This is a genomic window from Salinisphaera sp. LB1 (assembly GCF_003177035.1).
In the GTDB taxonomy this organism is placed as follows: Bacteria; Pseudomonadota; Gammaproteobacteria; order Nevskiales; family Salinisphaeraceae; genus Salinisphaera.
Window position 1 is genome coordinate 1625552 of the sequence record NZ_CP029488.1, and the last position, 16292, is coordinate 1641843.

Genomic DNA, 16292 nt, shown 5'->3' on the forward strand with positions numbered 1-16292 from the left:
GCCTCGTCGCCACGTCGGTGCGGGCGTCATCGATTGATTACCCTGATTCATACGGCCATGATGCCGTAAAAGCCTTAGCTCAGCTAAGGCTTCGGGGCGGGATTCATCGTTTGTCGGGATCATGGCGCCGGTTCATTCTGGGTGCCAGCATTTCGCGAGCCCGGTGCTCGCTCGAATCAAGACGAGGATGGATATGGCGTCCGTGATCGATCGAGAACGCGTCGACATGAAGGAGCTGGCCGATTACAGCGACGGCCCTGCGCTGGTTTCGGCCGCGCTCACCGAAGGCTCTGGCTCGCCGCGTGTCGCGCTGGCCTGGGACGACGGCGCCGAGACCGCGTTGCCGCCGATCTGGCTGCGCGATCACTGTCCCTGCGACGCCTGCCGCCATGCCACCTCGCGCGAGCGCTTGTTCAAGATCATCGATGCCGAAGTCGGCGTGCCGAACGTCTCGCTCGACCACGGCGTGTTGGTTCTCGACTGGCCGGACGGCCACGAAAGCCGTTTCGACAGCGTCTGGCTGCATCAGCGCCGGCCGGGCCAGCATCGCTTTCAGCCGGCCGTCCCCGCGGCCCGCGCCTGGCGTGAGGGCTTCCTGCCGGCGCGCGTGGCGCACGGCGATTTCACCGCCGGCAGCGAGGGCCAACGGCGCTGGCTCGAAGCGCTGATTCGCGACGGGCTCGTGCTGCTCGACAATGGCCCGACCGAGCTCGACGAAGTCGTGCGCATCGCCGAATCCATCGGCCCGATGCGGGCGACCAACTTCGGCGCCCGCTTCGACGTGCAGTCCAAGCCGAACCCGAACAATGCCGCCTACACTGCGATCGAGCTGGAACTGCATACCGATCTGCCGAACTGGCGCCATCCGCCGGATATCCAGTTGCTGTATTGCCTGGAAAATGATGCGCAAGGCGGTGCCTCGACCTTTGCGGATGGCTTCGCGGTGGCCGAGGCCATGCGCCAGGAAGCGCCGCGGCATTTCGCGATGCTGGCCGAGACGCCCATCGATCTGCGTTTCCAGGACGACGCGCACGACATCGCCGTGCGTGAGCCGATCATCCGCGTCGACGACCATGGTGAACTGCGCGAGATCCGCTTCAACAACTGGATTCGCGACGCCGTCGACATCGCCCCCGACCGGATCGAGGCCTGGTACGCTGCCTACTGCGACTTCTGGGCCCGCCTGCGGGCACCGCGCTATCGCGCCGACTTCGAGTTGGCCCCCGGCCAGATGGTCGCCTTCGACAACCGGCGCGTGCTGCACGGCCGCGGCGAGTTCAATCCCAACACCGGCAAGCGTCATTTGCAGGGCTGCTATCTCGATTACGACATGGTCGAGTCCAAGTTGCGCGTTCTGGCGCGCTGAGCGGCGTTCGTCGCCATGACCGCGGACGCGGCCCGGCCCCACGGCTTCGGGGCCAGGGCTTTCGAGTCATCCATGCGCGGGATGCGTGTCTTGCCCTCGTGGCTGGCCGTCGCCATGATCCATGGTGTACTGCCTCCGCATGAGCGCGATCGACGTAGGTGATTGCGCGATCTCGCTTGAGCGCAACGCATCGATGGATCATGACGCACACTGACCGCCACGGCCGACGCCGAATACTCAAGGGCCTCGCGGCCGGTTTGGTCGGCGCCCGGCTGTGGCCCGGCGCCGCCCGCGCGGGTGCGCTCGGCTGGCGCGCGCCATGGGGGGCGCCGCCGGGCGCGGGGGTTTTCCAACGCCCGCTGCCGGTGCCGAAGCAGGCCACGGGCGAGCTCGATGCCGCCGGTGTCCGCCATTATCAACTCGCCGCCCGACCCGGTGCGAGCGAACTGGTCGCCGGTGTGCAGACGCGGACCTGGAGCTACAACGGCTCTTGGCTGGGGCCGACGCTGCGTATTCCGCGCCACCACCCAGTCAAGTTGCACGTGCACAACGGGCTCGATCAGCCCACGACCTTGCACTGGCACGGGGCGCAAGTGCCCGGGCGCATGGATGGCGGCCCGCACAGCGTGATCGCGCCGGGCCAGACCTGGACGGCTGCCTACACGCTCACCCAGCCGGCCGCCACCCTCTGGTATCACCCGCATCCGCACGCCTACACCGGGCCGCAGGTGTATGCCGGCATGGCCGGCATGCTCTGGATCGACGACGATACGGACGCGCGGCTGGCGTTGCCGCGCACCTACGGCATCGACGATCTGCCGGTCGCGATCCAGGACCGGCGCATCGACGCCGACGGCCGGCTTGCCTACATGAGCGCCGCAGGCGACGTCATGGGCATGAAGGGCGATCGGTTCCTGGTCAACGGCGTGGAGCAGCCCTACGCCGAAGTGGCCGCGGGGTGGCTGCGCTTACGGGTGCTGAACGCCTCGAATGCACGCATCGTCAATCTGGCCTTCCGCGATGGCCGGCGTTTTCATGTCATCGCCGGGGATGCGGGGCTGTTGGCGGAGCCGGCGCCGATGGATCAACTGCTGCTGGCGCCGGCCGAACGGGCCCAGATTCTGGTCGATCTGCGCGGCGACGACGGCCGGCACGTGGTACTCACAAGCGACTCCGGCGCGGTCGTGCCCGATTTGTATCGCACACCAATGGCGGTCGACGCCCATGATCGCCGGGGCTTTGATCTGCTCGAGCTGCGGGTCGGCCCGTCGCTGGCACTCGGCACGCGTCTGCCGGCGCAGCTCGTCGACCCACCGCGCCTCGAACCCGACGGGCCCACGCGGCGCTTCGTCATGAACGGCATGATCGTCTCGGACGCATTCGCGCGCATGCAGGCCGGCCACGGCTATATCCCGCGTGCGGCCAACGGGCCGGGCGGCATGAGCGCGGGCGTGGGTGGCCGCGACCTGTTCGCCATCAACGGTGAAACCATGGACATGCACAAGATCAATGTCCGCGTGAAGCTTGGCACCACCGAAGTCTGGCAGGTCACCAACGTGAGCCTCATGGCGCATCCGTTCCACATGCACGGTACGTCGTTTCTCATCCGCTCGCGCGACGGCCGCTCGCCGGCGCCGCACGAGCGTAGCTGGAAGGATGTGGTGCTGGTGCGCGGCGGCGAGACGGTAGCGCTGATCGCGTCATTCGATCACCCGGCCGATGCCGCACATGCGTACATGTATCACTGTCATATCCTCGAGCACGAGGACAACGGCATGATGGGGCAATTCGTCGTTGCGTAGCGGTGCCGTCAGACGATGCGGCCGGGGAGGGTGCTTGCCGCTTCAAGCGTAGACCAATCATCCTCGGTGCGCCGCCGGTCGGATGGTCCGTGCGCAAGAGATCGTGGACACGACGGAATAGCCTCCGTAATATCACTGATCCGTACATGCGTTGTACGTCTTCAGGTCCGGGCTCGGGCCGCACGCGGTCGCGGGCGTTGGGTGTTTCGAAATTTTCGGAGGCCGTGATGCGCCGATTGACCGATATATACACCGTGTCTTGTCCGAATCGCAATTGCGGGCACACCATGGAACGCTCGGCATGGTGGCTTTTGCAAAGCGACAGCCAGAGCGCCTGCCCGGCCTGTGGTTGCGACCTGTCGAAAGCGATAGAAAGCCAGCGTGTTGCATTATGGCAGGACGGCTACGACGCCAACGCCCGGCGGCCGGCCCGGGCCAACCCTCAGTCGGCGCCCGAAACCGGCGTATCGGCCGCTTCCTGACCGTCTATCGCCCCGTGGCCTGAGGTGATCATGTCATACCGGATGCAGCTCGATGCCCCGGTAGCGGCGAATGTGCGCCGCATACTCGGGCAGCAGATCGACCGGGCCCGCCGCGATTTGACGGCGGACGACGCGGTCGAGGCAGTGCATCAGTTCCGCAAGCGCTGCAAGAAGATACGCGCTCTACTCCGCCTGGTGCGTCCGGCCCTGGGCAAGCAGTTCCGGGTCGAGAACGATCGATTCCGCGACATGGCGCGCCGCGTCGCAGCTGCCCGCGATGCCCAGGTGCTGGGCGAGACGTTTGACCGCCTGCTCGATGCCTACGACGACGAAATCGATCGTCGCCACTATGTGCCGGCGCGCCCGCGGCTGTCTGCCGCCGGCGGCGAGTCCGGGCCGCCAGCGCGCCCCGAGCAGGCTGTATTCGACGAACTGGACGCGGAATTGGCGCAAGCCAGGGCGGCGTTGGCCGAATATCGGTTTTCCGCCGACGGTTTCGAGGTAATCGCCGACGGCCTGGCCCGGACCTACGATCGGGCGCGTACCGCCATGAAGCAGGCCTGCGCCAACCCCACGGCGGAGGCGTATCACGACTGGCGCAAACAGGTTAAATACCATCGCCATCATTGCGATCTGCTACGTGATTTGTGGACCCGGCCGATGAAGGCTCGGGCATCCGAATTGCAGCGGCTGGCCGATTGGCTTGGCGACGAGCACGACCTCGCGATTCTTGCCGCCCGAGTCGAGGCGGGCCGACAGGCGAACCCCGACAACCGCAGCCAGCAGGCCGTGCTGACGCTCATCGACCGCCGACGAAGCGATCTCCAGCGCGCGTGCGAACCGCTCGGTCGTTGTCTGTTCGCCGAAAAACAGCGCGCCTTCCGCAAGCGCATGGTGCAGTACCGGAAAGCCCGGCGCCGCGCGTGAAACGGCGGCAGGGCCGCGCCTGCGGCCTGTCGACGTTTGCTGCGGTCTCGTGCGCGGCCGTCGTTCGCGGCCAGTCGCCGTGTTGCGTGTGCGCTGCGCCCGGATCGGGGTAAGCGCAGGCTTTTCGGTCGTGCGCATCGACTGGTGCGAACCGCCGGAGCGGCGCAAACCGTGCCGGGCGGTTGTCACGCCGGCGGCGTGAGGGCCTTGGGGCCGGCCGCCCGCGTCTCGTCGGATGCCGGCCGAATCGTCGTATTTCGCCACGCCTTGGGCCCGGCCGCGCCTCGATACGTCTCGGGTTGTGCGGACAGCGCCGCGCCCGTCCGACTCAGAGTGCGGAGGCGGCGCTGACGGTGTTGCCGTAATGCTTGGCTTGCTCCTTGAGCAGCGTGATGATGGACAGAAACGCGTATTCCGAGCGGTCGCGCGTATGTTGGTCCACAGTCAGCAGCGCGCTGCTGGCCGAGAGCAACGGGAACTCGGTTCGGCGGCCGCGCCGGTCCAGCCCGACCAGGTACCCGGCCTGGCGATCCCCTTCGCTATACAGGGATTCGGCACTGGAGCGGAAATCGTCGAGTACGCGGCGCGCGGTCTGGGCGATCGCCGGATAGGGTTCGTCCTGTACCGCCACGAAGAAATCGTCCCCGCCGATATGCCCGATGAAGGCGCCGAGCATCGCGAAATTCTTCTGCAGGATCTCGGCGAACATGCGCAGCACCCGATCGCCCAGGCGAAAGCCGTAGGCGTCGTTGAAGACCTTGAAATTATCGAGATCGAAATACAGCAGTGCGGTGCGACAGTCGCTGATCTTGAGCTCGTTGATGAAGCGCTCGATCGAGGGGTTGCCGGGCAGCTTGGTCAGCGGATTCTGGTCGCGCGCCAGTTCCAGATTGCGTTCCTGTACCGCCAGGACCAGCGCCTCGGCGCTGAGCACCCCCAGATAGGCGCCGTCGTCGGTAATCACCACGCCGTCACGGCTCGGGGCCACCGAATATTGCTCGAGAATGAGGTCGATGGCGGTGTGAACGTCGGCAACCGGGCAGCGACGCACGAACAGTTCAAGATATTCCTCGCGCCGTTTTCGCGCCAGCAGGTCGCGACCGTAGGGCGAATAGATGTATTCCTTGAGTTCGGTTTCCCGGATGATGCCGATGGGATGCCGGTTCTCGCCGAGAAACGGAAAGAACGAGCGTTCCGGGTGGCGGCGGAAAGCATCCAGGATATCGACCATGCCCATGCTCACATCCAGCGCGGGCGCATGGTCGAGCTGCTGGTGCACCGATGTCGCGGTTTCGTGTTTCTTGCGCCGGTCGGCCGCGTGCATGTCGAGTACGCTCGGATAGTCGGGCCTGAGCTCCGACAATTGCCGGGTGGGCCGCTGGATGAGATAACCCTGAACCAGGTCGCACCCGATCTCGCGACAGGTATAGAGCTCGGCCGCGGTCTCCACCCCCTCGGCGACCACGCGGATCCCGAGCGTCTTGGCGAGGCTCACCACATGCGAGACGAATAGTTTCTTGCGGCGGTCGTTATCGATGTTGGAAATGAAATAGCGGTCGATTTTCACATATTCGGGGTTGGTGTCGTAGAGCAGCGACAGGCCCGAAAAACCGGTGCCGAAATCGTCGAGCGCCATTTGCACCGTGCTGTCTCGGTACTTTTCGAGAACCTGGTAGGAGCCGGCCTCGCGATTGAGGTGATTGCGTTCTGACACCTCCAGTACCACAGACGAGGGCTGGAGCTTGTAGCGCTCGAGCGCCCAGACCGTTCGCTTGGGATTGTAGGCCGTGCTGCTGAACAGCCGATTGTCGATGTTGAAGAAAAGGCGCAGATCGCGCCCGAAAGACAGTCTGCTGAATTTTTCGAACGCGGCGCGCTTGAGCAGGGCGTCGGTCTCGATCAGCAGGTCGTGTTCATGCGCGAAATCGAGCACCGCGTCGATGCTGTTGAGTCCGGTGTCCTGCCAGCCCCGCATGAGGGCTTCGACGCCGTAGCAGCGTCCGCTGTTGATGCTGACGATCGGCTGGAAGGCGTAATCGATGTGACGCGTGAGCCGGTCGATAAAGTTGGCCGGGCTCGGCGGATTGGACTCTGCGCGCGCCGTGTTCTTAAGTTCAGAGGCCATGGGGAATACGGTCACACGGATATCCTTGGTTCATGGGCTCACGGTCTTTCTTATCGGCCACCTGGCGGCAAAAAAGAGGGCAATACACGAAAAGTCAAAAAAGATTAATCTTCGCCAATCCGGCCGTAAGCGGCACCATCGATCCAAGCTACGGCTCGAATATGGCAGTTTCGTGTCGCCGGCGGCAACGGCATACGGTGCGGCTCGTCTGGCGGCGCAAGCGCGCCGGACGATTCCGGCCGCGCCCTGGCGCGCGGGGCGGCCTGCCGATCGCGAACGCTGTCGTTACACTAGGGCCTTCGCGTTTGTCAGGGCATGTATGAAAATCGTAGCGATCGGGGCCGGCGCCTGGGGCAAGAACATCATCAACAACCTCGAGGCGCTGGGTGTGTTGTCGGGTATCGTCGAGGGCAATAACCGGCGCCTCAATGCCTATGCCGCTGCGGATCCCGAGCTTGCCCTGTATGCCGACTGGCAGGCGGCCCTGGCCTCGGACTGCGACGCGGTGGCAATCGCCACGCCCACGCCGACGCATCACGAGATCGCGCTCGCCGCGGTCCGGGCCGGCAAGGATGTGTTCGTCGAAAAGCCGATGACCCATAGCTCGGACGATGCGCGCGAACTGGCCCAGGCGGCCGAGGCCGGTGGGCGCGTCCTCATGGTCGGCCATCTGTTGATGTACCAGCCGGCCATTGCCTGGATCAAGGCCTATGTCGAGGGCGGAGAACTGGGCACGTTGTTTTCGATCCGGCACGAGCGACTCAATCTCGGACGCGCCCGCAGCGCGGAGAACGTGATCTGGGATATCGGCGTGCACGATATGGCGATCATGCTCTATCTCACCGGCGAGGCGCCCGAGCGCGTGCGCGGCACCGGCCATCGCATGCTCGGGCTGGCGGTCGAGGACGAGGTCCACGTGCATCTGGAATTCCCCAGTGGTATGCGCGGCAATATCCATACTTCGTGGCTGTGGCCCGAGACTACGCGGCGGACCCTGCTGCGCGGTTCACGCGGCATGCTCGTCTACGACGAAGTGGCCCAGACCGTGACGCATCACCGCAAGTGGATCGACGCCGATCTGCAGAACCACGACGAAGGCAGCGAAGTCGTGCACCGTGGCGACGCACAGCCGCTGCGGCTGGAACTGGCGCACTTCCTGGATTGCGTGAAAACGCGCCAGCGTCCGCGGTCGGATGGTGCGAGCGCGGTCACGGTGATCGAAACACTGGAGCGCATCAACGCGGCGGTCGCCCAATCGAGTCGTTACTAAGAGCCTATTGGAATAGGTTCCAAGCGCGCCGTTCAAGCCTATGCGCTGTACCCGGCGGCACAGGGCGCGGGCCGCCGGGCCTGGAGCAGCGTGGCTTGGAGCCCGTTGGAATAGGCGCTTAAACGGTAGCGAAAGTGCCCACGACCGGCACGTGATCCGACGGGCGCTTGCGCCCCCTCTCGCCGACGTGGGCGCGGCAATCGGTACAGGCTTGCGCCAACGCCCGCGAAGCCAGAATGTGATCGATACGCAGCCCCGCGTTGCGGGCCCAGCCGCCGTTGCGATAATCCCACCAGGTAAAGCGATGCCGGCCTTCCTTGTCGGCTTCGAAGGCCATCCAGCAATCAGTGAGCCCGGTGTCGAGCAAGGCCTGCAACGCCGCACGCTCGGGCGGTGAGCACAGGATACGGCCTTCCCACTTGTCGGCGTCGTAGGTGTCCTCGGGGCGGGGCGCGACGTTGAAGTCGCCGGTGAGCACGAGTTGGTCGTGGCTTTCGAGTTCGCGCGCGAGCCACAGGCGCAGGGCTTCGAACCAGGCCAGCTTGTAGTCGTAGCTCGGGTTGTCCAGATCCTTGCCGTTCGGGCAGTACACCCCGATCACGCGTACGCCGTCCACGGTGCCCGCGATCACACGCTTGTGGTCATCCTCGAAGTCCGGCAAAGCCGTGATGACGTCGGTGGCCGGGGTTTTCGACAGCAGGGCCACGCCGTTGTACGTCTTCTGGCCGGCGAACACGCTGTGGTAACCGGCCTCGGCGAGCGCCTCGGCCGGAAACTTGTCGTCGGTGAGCTTGGTTTCCTGCAGGGCGAGCGCATCGACCGGATTTTTCTCCAGCCAGGCGGTGACATGCGGCAAGCGCACGTTGAGCGAGTTCACGTTCCAGGTGGCGATTTGCATGGGCGTCCGTGTCGGCAGCAGTGAATGGCGATGAATGAAGGCGGCGGGTGTAGCATCAAAACTCCCGAACGCGACGAGCGAGCGCCATGTCCGGTGTATTCGACAAGCTGATCCACAGTCCGACCGTTGTCGCCATTGTAATGGCCGCGGGCCTGACGGGCTGTGCCACCGGCCCGCCGAAGCGGTTCAGGGTGGACAACAGCCATTTCACCCCCTGTGCCCGCGCGCCGCATTGCGTATCGTCCCAGGCCGCGCCGGATGATTCGCACTACGTCATGCCGCTTGCCTACAGGGGGTCGGCCGGGCGGGCAAGGCAGGCCCTGCTCGCGGTGCTCGCCAGCCAGGACAACGCCAGGATCGTCTCGGCTGAGAGCCGCTTCATCCATGCGACCTTCACTACCACGCTCGGCTTTGTGGACGATGTCACGTTCATCGTTCAGCCCACCGAATCGATCATAGACGTCAAATCATCCTCGCGCATCGGCTATTACGATTTCGGGGTGAACCGCGATCGGGTGGCCCGGACTCGCAGGGCATTCGAGCGGCGTGTCGGTGCGGTGACGTGAAAGCGGGCGCCACCGGTCTGGCGCCCGCGTGCTTGCGATCAGGCCGCTTTCGGCCCGCTCAGCCCGCTGTGGCGCAGCAGCGCGTCGATCGAGGGCTCCCGGCCGCGGAAGGCGACGAAGCTGTCCATGGCGTCGCGGGTGGCGCCCCGTTCCAGCACTTCGGTGAGAAAACGTCGGCCGGTTTCGGTATCGAACAGCTCGGTTTCCTCGAACGCCGAGAAGGCGTCGGCCGACAGCACTTCGGCCCATTTGTAGCTGTAGTAGCCGGCTGCGTAGCCGCCCGCGAAGATGTGCATGAAGCTGTGCGGGAAGCGGTTGAACTCGGGCGCGGGCAGCAGGGAGACTTCACTGCGCACCTGGTTGAGCGTGTCCATCACGGCAGCGCCGTGCTCGGGATCGAAATCGCGATGCAGGCGCAGGTCGAACAGCGAGATCTCCACCTGGCGCAGCATCTGCCAGCCGGCCATGTGGTTGCGGGCCGCTGCGAGCTTGTCGAACAGCGCCTGCGGGACGGGCTCGCCGGTCTCGTAGTGAGCCGCGAACAGGTCGAGTGATTCGCGGTACCAGCACCAGTTCTCCATGAACTGGCTGGGCAGTTCGACCGCGTCCCATTCCACGCCGGAAATGCCGGCCAGCGACGGCCGCGCCACGCGCGTGAGCATGTGATGCAGGCCGTGGCCGAACTCGTGGAAGAGGGTGGTGACTTCGTCGTGGGTGAGCAGCGCCGGCTTGTCGCCGACCGGCGGCGAGAAGTTGCAGGTGAGAAACGCCAGCGGTTTCTGCACGCCGCCGTCGTCCATGACGCACCGGTTCTGGAATGGATGCATCCAGGCGCCGCCGCGCTTGCCTTCGCGGGCATACGGGTCGAGATAGAACACCCCCCGCGAGGTGTCGTCGGCATCGGTGATCTCGTAGACGGTCACGTCGGGGTGATAGACGGGCACGTCGTCACGGGCGTGGATATTCACGTCGTACAGGCGCTGGGTGACCTTGAACAGGCCGTCGATCACGGCCGGGGCGGGGAAGTAGGGCCGTAGATCCTCGTCGGAGAAGTCGTAGCGGGCCTCCTTGAGTTTTTCGGCATAGTAGGCAATGTCCCAGGCGGCCAGTTCGTCGATGCCGTCCTCGGCGGCCAGGGCCCGCAGCGCGGCCAGTTCCTCGCGGGCGGGCGCGAAGCTGCGCTCGGCCAGATCGAGCAGGAAGGCTTCGATCTGGGCTGGCGATTCGGCCATCTTGCGGGCCAGTGAGCGCTCGGCGTAGTTGTCGAATCCGAGCAGGCCGGCGGCTTCGTGCCGTAGCGCGAGCATCTCGTCCATGACCGGCGAGTTGTCGTATTCGCCGGCATGCGGGCCGGCATCCGAAGCGCGGGTGGCGAAGGCTTCGTACACGGCATGCCGCAGCGCCCGATCCTCGGCATAGGTGAGCACGGCGAGGAAGCTGGGCGCGTCGAGGGTGATCAGCCAGCCGTCCATGTCCTTGTGGGCCGCGTTCTGTGCCAGCAGATCGAGCGCGGATTGGGGCAGGCCCTCCAGCGCGGCATGGTCGGTGATGTGCCGCTGCCAGATCTGGGTGGCATCCAGCACATTCTGTTCAAAGGTGGTGGAGAGCGCCGACAGGCGCTGCGCGATCTCCTTGTAGCGCGCCTTGGCGTCTTCGGACAGGGCCACGCCGGCCAGTTCGAAGTCGCGCAGGCGATCGGTGATTACGCGCTGTCGGGTCGCATCCAGCCTGGCGAACTCGTCGCCATCGCGAAGCGCCTTGATAGCTTCATAAAGCGCCGTGTTCTGGCCCACCTCCGAGGAGAAGGCGGTCAGTTTGGGCAAACAGGTCTGGTAGGCCTCGCGCCATTCCGGCGAGTCCATCACCGCGTGCATGTGTGCGACCGGGGAGAAGGCGCGTTCGAGGCGGTCTTCGGCGTCCTCGACCGGAGCGATGAGGCCGGCCCAGCCGCTGGCCGTGGCATCGGTCGTGCAGCGCTCGATCGCCGCCTGCGCCTCGGCGATCAGGGTATCGATCGCCGGCTCCGCGTGTTCTGGCGACAGTTGCTCGAAGTCCGGCAGCTCGCCGGTGGCCAGCATGTCGAGAAGCGGGTTGTCGGCGGGTTCGGTCACTGCACTCATTTATCGCCTCGCGGGCCATTGTCGGTAGTTGCATGATGATGCGGTGCAACCCGCTGCAATCAAGGGCGCGGTCGCGGCTGGCCGGGGCCGCGGCGGCGTGCCTACAATGCCGATATTCGGTTGATTGATGGATCAAGGATCATGTTCGAGACTTGTGACCTGCTCGTTATCGGCGGCGGCTCCGGCGGTATTGCCACGGCGCGGCGCGCCGCTGCCCACGGTGCGAAAGTCGTGCTCGTCGAGCGTGGGCGTCTGGGCGGCACCTGCGTCAACGTCGGCTGCGTGCCCAAGAAAGTAATGTGGCATGCCGCTGAATTCGCCATCCACGCGGCCCATGCCCACGACTACGGCTTCAACGCGGTGCCGCAGGATCACGACTGGTCGACACTGGTGGCCAACCGCGAAACCTACATCAAACGCCTGAACGGCATCTACGACCGCAATCTCGACAAGAGCGGCGTGGAATATGTCGCCGGCGAGGCCCATTTCGTCGATACCCGCACGGTCGAGGTCGACGGTCGGCGGATCAGCGCGACGCACGTGCTGATCGCCACCGGCGGTAAGCCGCGTTGGCCGGAGATTCCGGGCGCCGCGCTCGGCACCGATTCCGACGGATTCTTCACCTGGACGCAGCGCCCCGAGCGCGTCGCCATCGTCGGCAGCGGTTATATCGCCTGCGAACTGGCTGGCGTGCTGAACGCGCTCGGCAGTCGGGTCACGCTGTTGCTGCGCAAGGGTCATGTGCTGGCGGGCTTCGACGCCATGCTAGGCGAGACGCTGATCGAGCGCATGCGCGCGGCCGGTATCGCGATCCACATGAAGCGCCAGGTGGCCGAGCTCGCCGAAGGCGACGACGGTATCGTCGCGCGTTTCGAGGACGGCAGCACGATCAGCGGCTTCGACGAACTCATCTGGGCCATTGGGCGCGTGCCTAACACCGAAGGCCTCGGGCTGGAAAACACCGGGCTGGAATTGCACGCCGACGGCACGGTGCCGGTCGACGGATGGCAGGATACGCCGGTCGCTGGCATACATGCCCTGGGCGACGTGACTGGCGCCGTCGAACTCACGCCGGTGGCCATCGCGGCCGGGCGGCGCCTCGCCGATCGTCTGTTTGGCGGCATGCCGGAGCGGCGGCTGGACTATCACAACATTCCGAGCGTGGTGTTCACCCATCCGCCGATCGGCACCGTCGGCCTGTCGGAAGCCGAGGCGCGCGCGGCCTACGGCGACGACGCGGTGAAGATCTATACCAGTCACTACGTGGCGCTGTACCATGGCGTGCTCGACGACAAGACACCTTCCGACATGAAGCTGGTCTGCGTGGGCGAAGACGAAAAAGTCGTGGGGGCGCATGTCATCGGTGATGGCGCCGACGAAATGACCCAGGGCTTTGCGGTAGCCGTGAAGATGGGCGCCACCAAGCGCGATTTCGACGATACCGTCGCCATTCATCCGACCAGTGCGGAAGAATTCGTGACCATGACGTGAGTCGGCCCGGCGCTGCCCTGTTCGAGCGCCTGGCGGCCATGGGCCTGCTGACCGGGCTGCTCGCCGCCTGTTCCGGCCAGTTCTGGATCAATGCCCTGGTGCCGCGCTGGGGCTACGCCCGGCATTCGGACATCGCCTATGGCGATCAGCCGCGCCAGAAGCTCGATGTCTACGCGCCGCACCAGCCCGCCGCCGGCCGCCCCGTAGTGGTGTTTTTTTACGGTGGCAGCTGGCAGACCGGCAACAAGAACGGTTACCGCTTCGTCGGCGAGGCGCTGGCCTCGCGCGGCATTACGGCTGTCCTGCCCGATTATCGGTTATACCCGAACGTCAGATTTCCGGCCTTCATCGATGACGGCGCCGCCGCCGTAGCCTGGACGAAACGGCACATCGGCGCTTATGGCGGCAACGCCTGCCATCTGTTCGTGGCCGGCCATTCCGCCGGCGCGCAGATCGCGGCGATGCTGGCCACGAACGCACGATACCTGGCCGATGCCGGCGCCTCGATCCACGACCTATCGGGCTTCATCGGCCTGTCCGGGCCGTACGATTTTCTGCCCATCACCGACCCTGTTCTGCAGAAGATATTTGCGCCGAAACATAATGGGCCGAATACGCAGCCGATCCATTTCGTCAATGGCGACGAGCCGCCGATGCTGTTGCTGCACGGCGGAGCGGACACCACGGTGTTGCCGAAAAACACGACGAATATGGCCGCCCGAGTCAAGCAAGCGGGCGGATCGGCCGAAGTAAAAATTTATCCGGGTGTGAACCACGTGATGCTGATCGCGCCCCTTGCATCGGTGCTTCGCTTCAAGGGTGACGAGCTCGATCGCATCGCGGATTTCGTCAATCTTCATGCCGCGGACAGGCCCTGTTCAGCTTGACTGGGTAGACTCCTGCGCTCGCGAACAGCCGAGGGGCCGGATATGCGCCGAAAGGTATGCGCCGCTGCCTGTGCGGGCTTGCTGCTGCTGACGAGTTGTGGCGCGGCCAGTGCAGAATCCGTTGAGTGGAAAACGTTGAGCGTGGCGGCATCGGCCTACAACTCGGTGCCCTCCCAGACCACCCGTCACGACCCGTCGGTCGCGGCGTGGGGTGATGTGCTCAAGCCGGGGATGCACGCGATCGCGGTCTCGCGTGATCTGATCAAGAAAGGTCTCACCCATGGCACCAAGGTGAAAATCCAGGGGCTGCCGGGCATCTACGTCGTGCGCGACAAGATGGCTGCGCGCTGGACCAACAAGATCGATATCTACATGGGGCACAACGTCTCCAAGGCGCGCAACTGGGGTGTTCAGCACGATATTCACATTCTCTACGCCGAGAACGACAACAGCTGACTCGGCCCGGTTGTGTCGGCGTCGCGAGCGCCGGCTCGGGTGCGGCATTACCCGTGATCGCGCCAGTTAAGTTAATCTGCGCTCTCCGATGACAAGACAAACCAAGGAGAGGTCATGGCCGGCCAGCTGGTACTCCTGCGCCACGGACAGAGTCAGTGGAATCTGGAAAATCGCTTCACCGGATGGGTCGATGTCGACCTGACCGAGACGGGGCGCGACGAGGCAAGGCGGGCGGGCAGGCTGCTGGCGGACGAAAACATCCGCTTCGACATCGCCTTCACCTCCGTGCTGACCCGTGCGATCAAGACGCTGTGGATCGCCCTCAGCGAAATGGAACAGCCCTGGTTGGACGTCGAGCGCCACTGGCGGCTCAATGAGCGCCATTACGGCGGCCTGCAGGGTCTGGACAAGTCGGAGACGGCTGAAAAGCACGGCGACGATCAGGTGCACATCTGGCGTCGCAGCTACGACACGCCGCCGCCCGAAATGGACGCCGACGATCCGGGACACCCGCGCAACGACCCGCGCTATGCCAGGCTCGACGCCCGCGTGCTGCCGGGTACCGAATCCCTCAAGCTGACGCTTGAGCGCGTGCTGCCGTACTGGCATGACGCCATCGCGCCGCGCCTTAAGGCCGGCGACAACGTGCTGGTCGCCGCCCACGGCAACAGCCTGCGGGCGCTGGTGAAGTATCTCGACGGCATTGCCGACGATGAGATCACCGGCTTGAACATCCCCACCGGCATCCCGCTGCGCTACCAGCTCGACGACGAGCTGAACGTCATCGAATCGGGCTATCTCGGCGATGCCGACGCGGCCGAGAAAGCCGCCAAGGCCGTGGCCGATCAGGCCAAGGGCAAGTAGCCCTGGATCGTGTGACAGGACGTAAATCGTCCGCAAATGAACGCGAATTAACGCAAATAAACGACGGCTAGAACGCGCATCACTAGCCGTGCCATTGCGGCCGGGATCATTGGCTTTGCCGTCTGTACTATTTGCGGACGGTGATTTCCGGCGGTCGGTCGGATTAGCGCGCAGCGCGCAATCCGACGTTCAGTCCGCAGGTTCTGAGGCTCGGCTGTCGGATTACGGTGCAAGCACCTAATTCGACTTACGTAACTTTGGCCGATTAGGTCAAGGGAAGGGGAAAGTAGCCACAGGCTGCACGGAAAGACGTAAATCGTCCGCCAATGAACGCGAATGGACGCAAATAAATGGCGGCTAGAGCGCGGATCAATAGCCGCGTCATTGCGGCCGGGATCACTGGTTTTTTGTGTATTATTTGCGTTCGCCGCTTGTTGCGGCGATTGCGTGCATTGGCGGACGGTTTTCCAGGCTAAGGTGCCAGCGCCGAGTCGCGCTCAGGTCTCGCGCCGGCCCGAGCGCAGTCGATCGGCGGCATCATCCAGCAAGCCCTGTGCGATCAGCCAGGCTCGCGCGTCCTCGGCGTCGTCGGCAAACCAGGCGGCCGCGCTGCCGAGCCGGAAGGTATAGCCCCAGGCGTCCATGTCGGCGCACATCGTGGCCCGGTCGATGCCGTCGATACGGTCGCAGATCATGATCTGCCAGTAGCACACGGCGTTTTCTTCGTCGTAGTCGCCGCCGGCATCGGTATCCAGTACGGCCCGACGTGCCGGGTCCATGCAGACGTAGTGGCCGGCCTCGTGCAACGCCGAATGCAGCGGGGTGTCGGGACGCACCAGCAGCGTATCGCCCTGTAATCCGGCCTCGACCTCGCCCCAGAAGCTGCCCGGGATTGGAGCGTCGAGCGAGATCTCGGTGACGCTGAGCTGAAAATCGGCCAACAGCTGGCGCAGCGTGGCGGTCCCGATCGCGTCGACACGGGTGATGTGGGCGGTCGGCGCCGGGCTTTCGCGTACAGTCTCGGGATTGTTCACGGCA

At 65.0% G+C, this 16292-nt stretch carries 14 protein-coding genes; 10 read left to right on the plus strand and 4 right to left on the minus strand.

From position 1 onward, the window contains the following. Positions 1 to 193: 193 nt before the first annotated feature. From SALB1_RS07300 to SALB1_RS07310, 4 genes are all read left to right on the plus strand, one after another. Positions 194 to 1366 (plus strand): TauD/TfdA family dioxygenase, encoded by a 1173-nt coding sequence (locus SALB1_RS07300; protein WP_109995321.1) that lies wholly within the window; start codon positions 194 to 196, stop codon positions 1364 to 1366. 200 nt (positions 1367 to 1566) lie between these two features. Then, positions 1567 to 3168 (plus strand): multicopper oxidase family protein, encoded by a 1602-nt coding sequence (locus SALB1_RS07305; RefSeq protein ID WP_109993271.1) that lies wholly within the window; start codon positions 1567 to 1569, stop codon positions 3166 to 3168. 287 nt (positions 3169 to 3455) lie between these two features. After that, positions 3456 to 3650, plus strand: a complete 195-nt coding sequence (locus tag SALB1_RS18730; protein ID WP_145961270.1) for a hypothetical protein — start codon at positions 3456 to 3458, stop codon at positions 3648 to 3650. Between the two features lie 30 nt (positions 3651 to 3680). Continuing rightward, positions 3681 to 4577, plus strand: coding sequence for a CHAD domain-containing protein (locus SALB1_RS07310; protein ID WP_145961271.1), 897 nt, complete (start codon positions 3681 to 3683; stop codon positions 4575 to 4577). Positions 4578 to 4905: 328 nt separating this feature from the next. On the opposite strand, the gene SALB1_RS07315 is transcribed toward SALB1_RS07310, so the two are convergent. Next, on the minus strand, positions 4906 to 6702 hold the full coding sequence (locus SALB1_RS07315) for a bifunctional diguanylate cyclase/phosphodiesterase (RefSeq protein ID WP_109993273.1): 1797 nt from the start codon (positions 6700 to 6702) through the stop codon (positions 4906 to 4908). Between the two features lie 319 nt (positions 6703 to 7021). Here SALB1_RS07315 and SALB1_RS07320 point away from each other — a divergent pair, with 319 nt between their 5' ends. Next, positions 7022 to 7972, plus strand: coding sequence for a Gfo/Idh/MocA family protein (locus SALB1_RS07320; RefSeq protein ID WP_109993274.1), 951 nt, complete (start codon positions 7022 to 7024; stop codon positions 7970 to 7972). Between the two features lie 118 nt (positions 7973 to 8090). On the opposite strand, the gene xth is transcribed toward SALB1_RS07320, so the two are convergent. After that, a complete protein-coding gene (gene xth / locus SALB1_RS07325) occupies positions 8091 to 8870 on the minus strand; it encodes an exodeoxyribonuclease III (RefSeq protein ID WP_109993275.1) in 780 nt (259 codons plus the stop codon). A gap of 86 nt (positions 8871 to 8956) precedes the next feature. On the opposite strand from xth, the gene SALB1_RS07330 reads away from it, so the two are divergent. After that, positions 8957 to 9436 (plus strand): DUF1499 domain-containing protein, encoded by a 480-nt coding sequence (locus SALB1_RS07330; RefSeq protein WP_255414521.1) that lies wholly within the window; start codon positions 8957 to 8959, stop codon positions 9434 to 9436. A gap of 38 nt (positions 9437 to 9474) precedes the next feature. Here the strand turns inward: SALB1_RS07330 and SALB1_RS07335 are convergent, their stop codons facing one another. Next, the gene (locus SALB1_RS07335; RefSeq protein WP_199678721.1) at positions 9475 to 11556 is read right to left on the minus strand and encodes a M3 family metallopeptidase; all 2082 of its coding nucleotides are present in this window, start codon (positions 11554 to 11556) and stop codon (positions 9475 to 9477) included. A 141-nt stretch (positions 11557 to 11697) separates the two neighbouring features. On the opposite strand from SALB1_RS07335, the gene gor reads away from it, so the two are divergent. From gor to gpmA, 4 genes are all read left to right on the plus strand, one after another. Continuing rightward, on the plus strand, positions 11698 to 13047 hold the full coding sequence (gene gor / locus SALB1_RS07340) for a glutathione-disulfide reductase (protein WP_109993276.1): 1350 nt from the start codon (positions 11698 to 11700) through the stop codon (positions 13045 to 13047). Beyond that, the gene (locus tag SALB1_RS07345; protein ID WP_255414522.1) at positions 13044 to 13934 is read left to right on the plus strand and encodes an alpha/beta hydrolase; all 891 of its coding nucleotides are present in this window, start codon (positions 13044 to 13046) and stop codon (positions 13932 to 13934) included. Before gor ends, SALB1_RS07345 begins: the two co-directional genes overlap by 4 nt. A gap of 42 nt (positions 13935 to 13976) precedes the next feature. Then, on the plus strand, positions 13977 to 14390 hold the full coding sequence (locus tag SALB1_RS07350) for a 3D domain-containing protein (RefSeq protein WP_255414523.1): 414 nt from the start codon (positions 13977 to 13979) through the stop codon (positions 14388 to 14390). A 114-nt stretch (positions 14391 to 14504) separates the two neighbouring features. Continuing rightward, positions 14505 to 15254: a 2,3-diphosphoglycerate-dependent phosphoglycerate mutase gene (gene gpmA, locus SALB1_RS07355; RefSeq protein WP_109993277.1), complete on the plus strand. Its 750-nt coding sequence runs from the start codon at positions 14505 to 14507 to the stop codon at positions 15252 to 15254. 497 nt (positions 15255 to 15751) lie between these two features. Here gpmA and SALB1_RS07360 read toward each other — a convergent pair whose 3' ends face one another. After that, positions 15752 to 16288, minus strand: coding sequence for a hypothetical protein (locus SALB1_RS07360; RefSeq protein ID WP_199678722.1), 537 nt, complete (start codon positions 16286 to 16288; stop codon positions 15752 to 15754). Between the last annotated feature and the right edge of the window lie 4 nt (positions 16289 to 16292).

What these genes read in the sequence shown, in the direction of transcription:
- SALB1_RS07300 (WP_109995321.1), top strand. Translation starts at nt 194, where the DNA reads ATGGCGTCCGTGATCGATCGAGAACGCGTCGACATGAAGGAGCTGGCC.
- SALB1_RS07305 (WP_109993271.1), top strand. Translation starts at nt 1,567, where the DNA reads ATGACGCACACTGACCGCCACGGCCGACGCCGAATACTCAAGGGCCTC.
- SALB1_RS18730 (WP_145961270.1), top strand. Translation starts at nt 3,456, where the DNA reads ATGGAACGCTCGGCATGGTGGCTTTTGCAAAGCGACAGCCAGAGCGCC.
- SALB1_RS07310 (WP_145961271.1), top strand. Translation starts at nt 3,681, where the DNA reads ATGTCATACCGGATGCAGCTCGATGCCCCGGTAGCGGCGAATGTGCGC.
- SALB1_RS07315 (WP_109993273.1), bottom strand. Translation starts at nt 6,702, where the DNA reads ATGGCCTCTGAACTTAAGAACACGGCGCGCGCAGAGTCCAATCCGCCG.
- SALB1_RS07320 (WP_109993274.1), top strand. Translation starts at nt 7,022, where the DNA reads ATGAAAATCGTAGCGATCGGGGCCGGCGCCTGGGGCAAGAACATCATC.
- xth (WP_109993275.1), bottom strand. Translation starts at nt 8,870, where the DNA reads ATGCAAATCGCCACCTGGAACGTGAACTCGCTCAACGTGCGCTTGCCG.
- SALB1_RS07330 (WP_255414521.1), top strand. Translation starts at nt 8,957, where the DNA reads ATGTCCGGTGTATTCGACAAGCTGATCCACAGTCCGACCGTTGTCGCC.
- SALB1_RS07335 (WP_199678721.1), bottom strand. Translation starts at nt 11,556, where the DNA reads ATGAGTGCAGTGACCGAACCCGCCGACAACCCGCTTCTCGACATGCTG.
- gor (WP_109993276.1), top strand. Translation starts at nt 11,698, where the DNA reads ATGTTCGAGACTTGTGACCTGCTCGTTATCGGCGGCGGCTCCGGCGGT.
- SALB1_RS07350 (WP_255414523.1), top strand. Translation starts at nt 13,977, where the DNA reads ATGCGCCGAAAGGTATGCGCCGCTGCCTGTGCGGGCTTGCTGCTGCTG.
- gpmA (WP_109993277.1), top strand. Translation starts at nt 14,505, where the DNA reads ATGGCCGGCCAGCTGGTACTCCTGCGCCACGGACAGAGTCAGTGGAAT.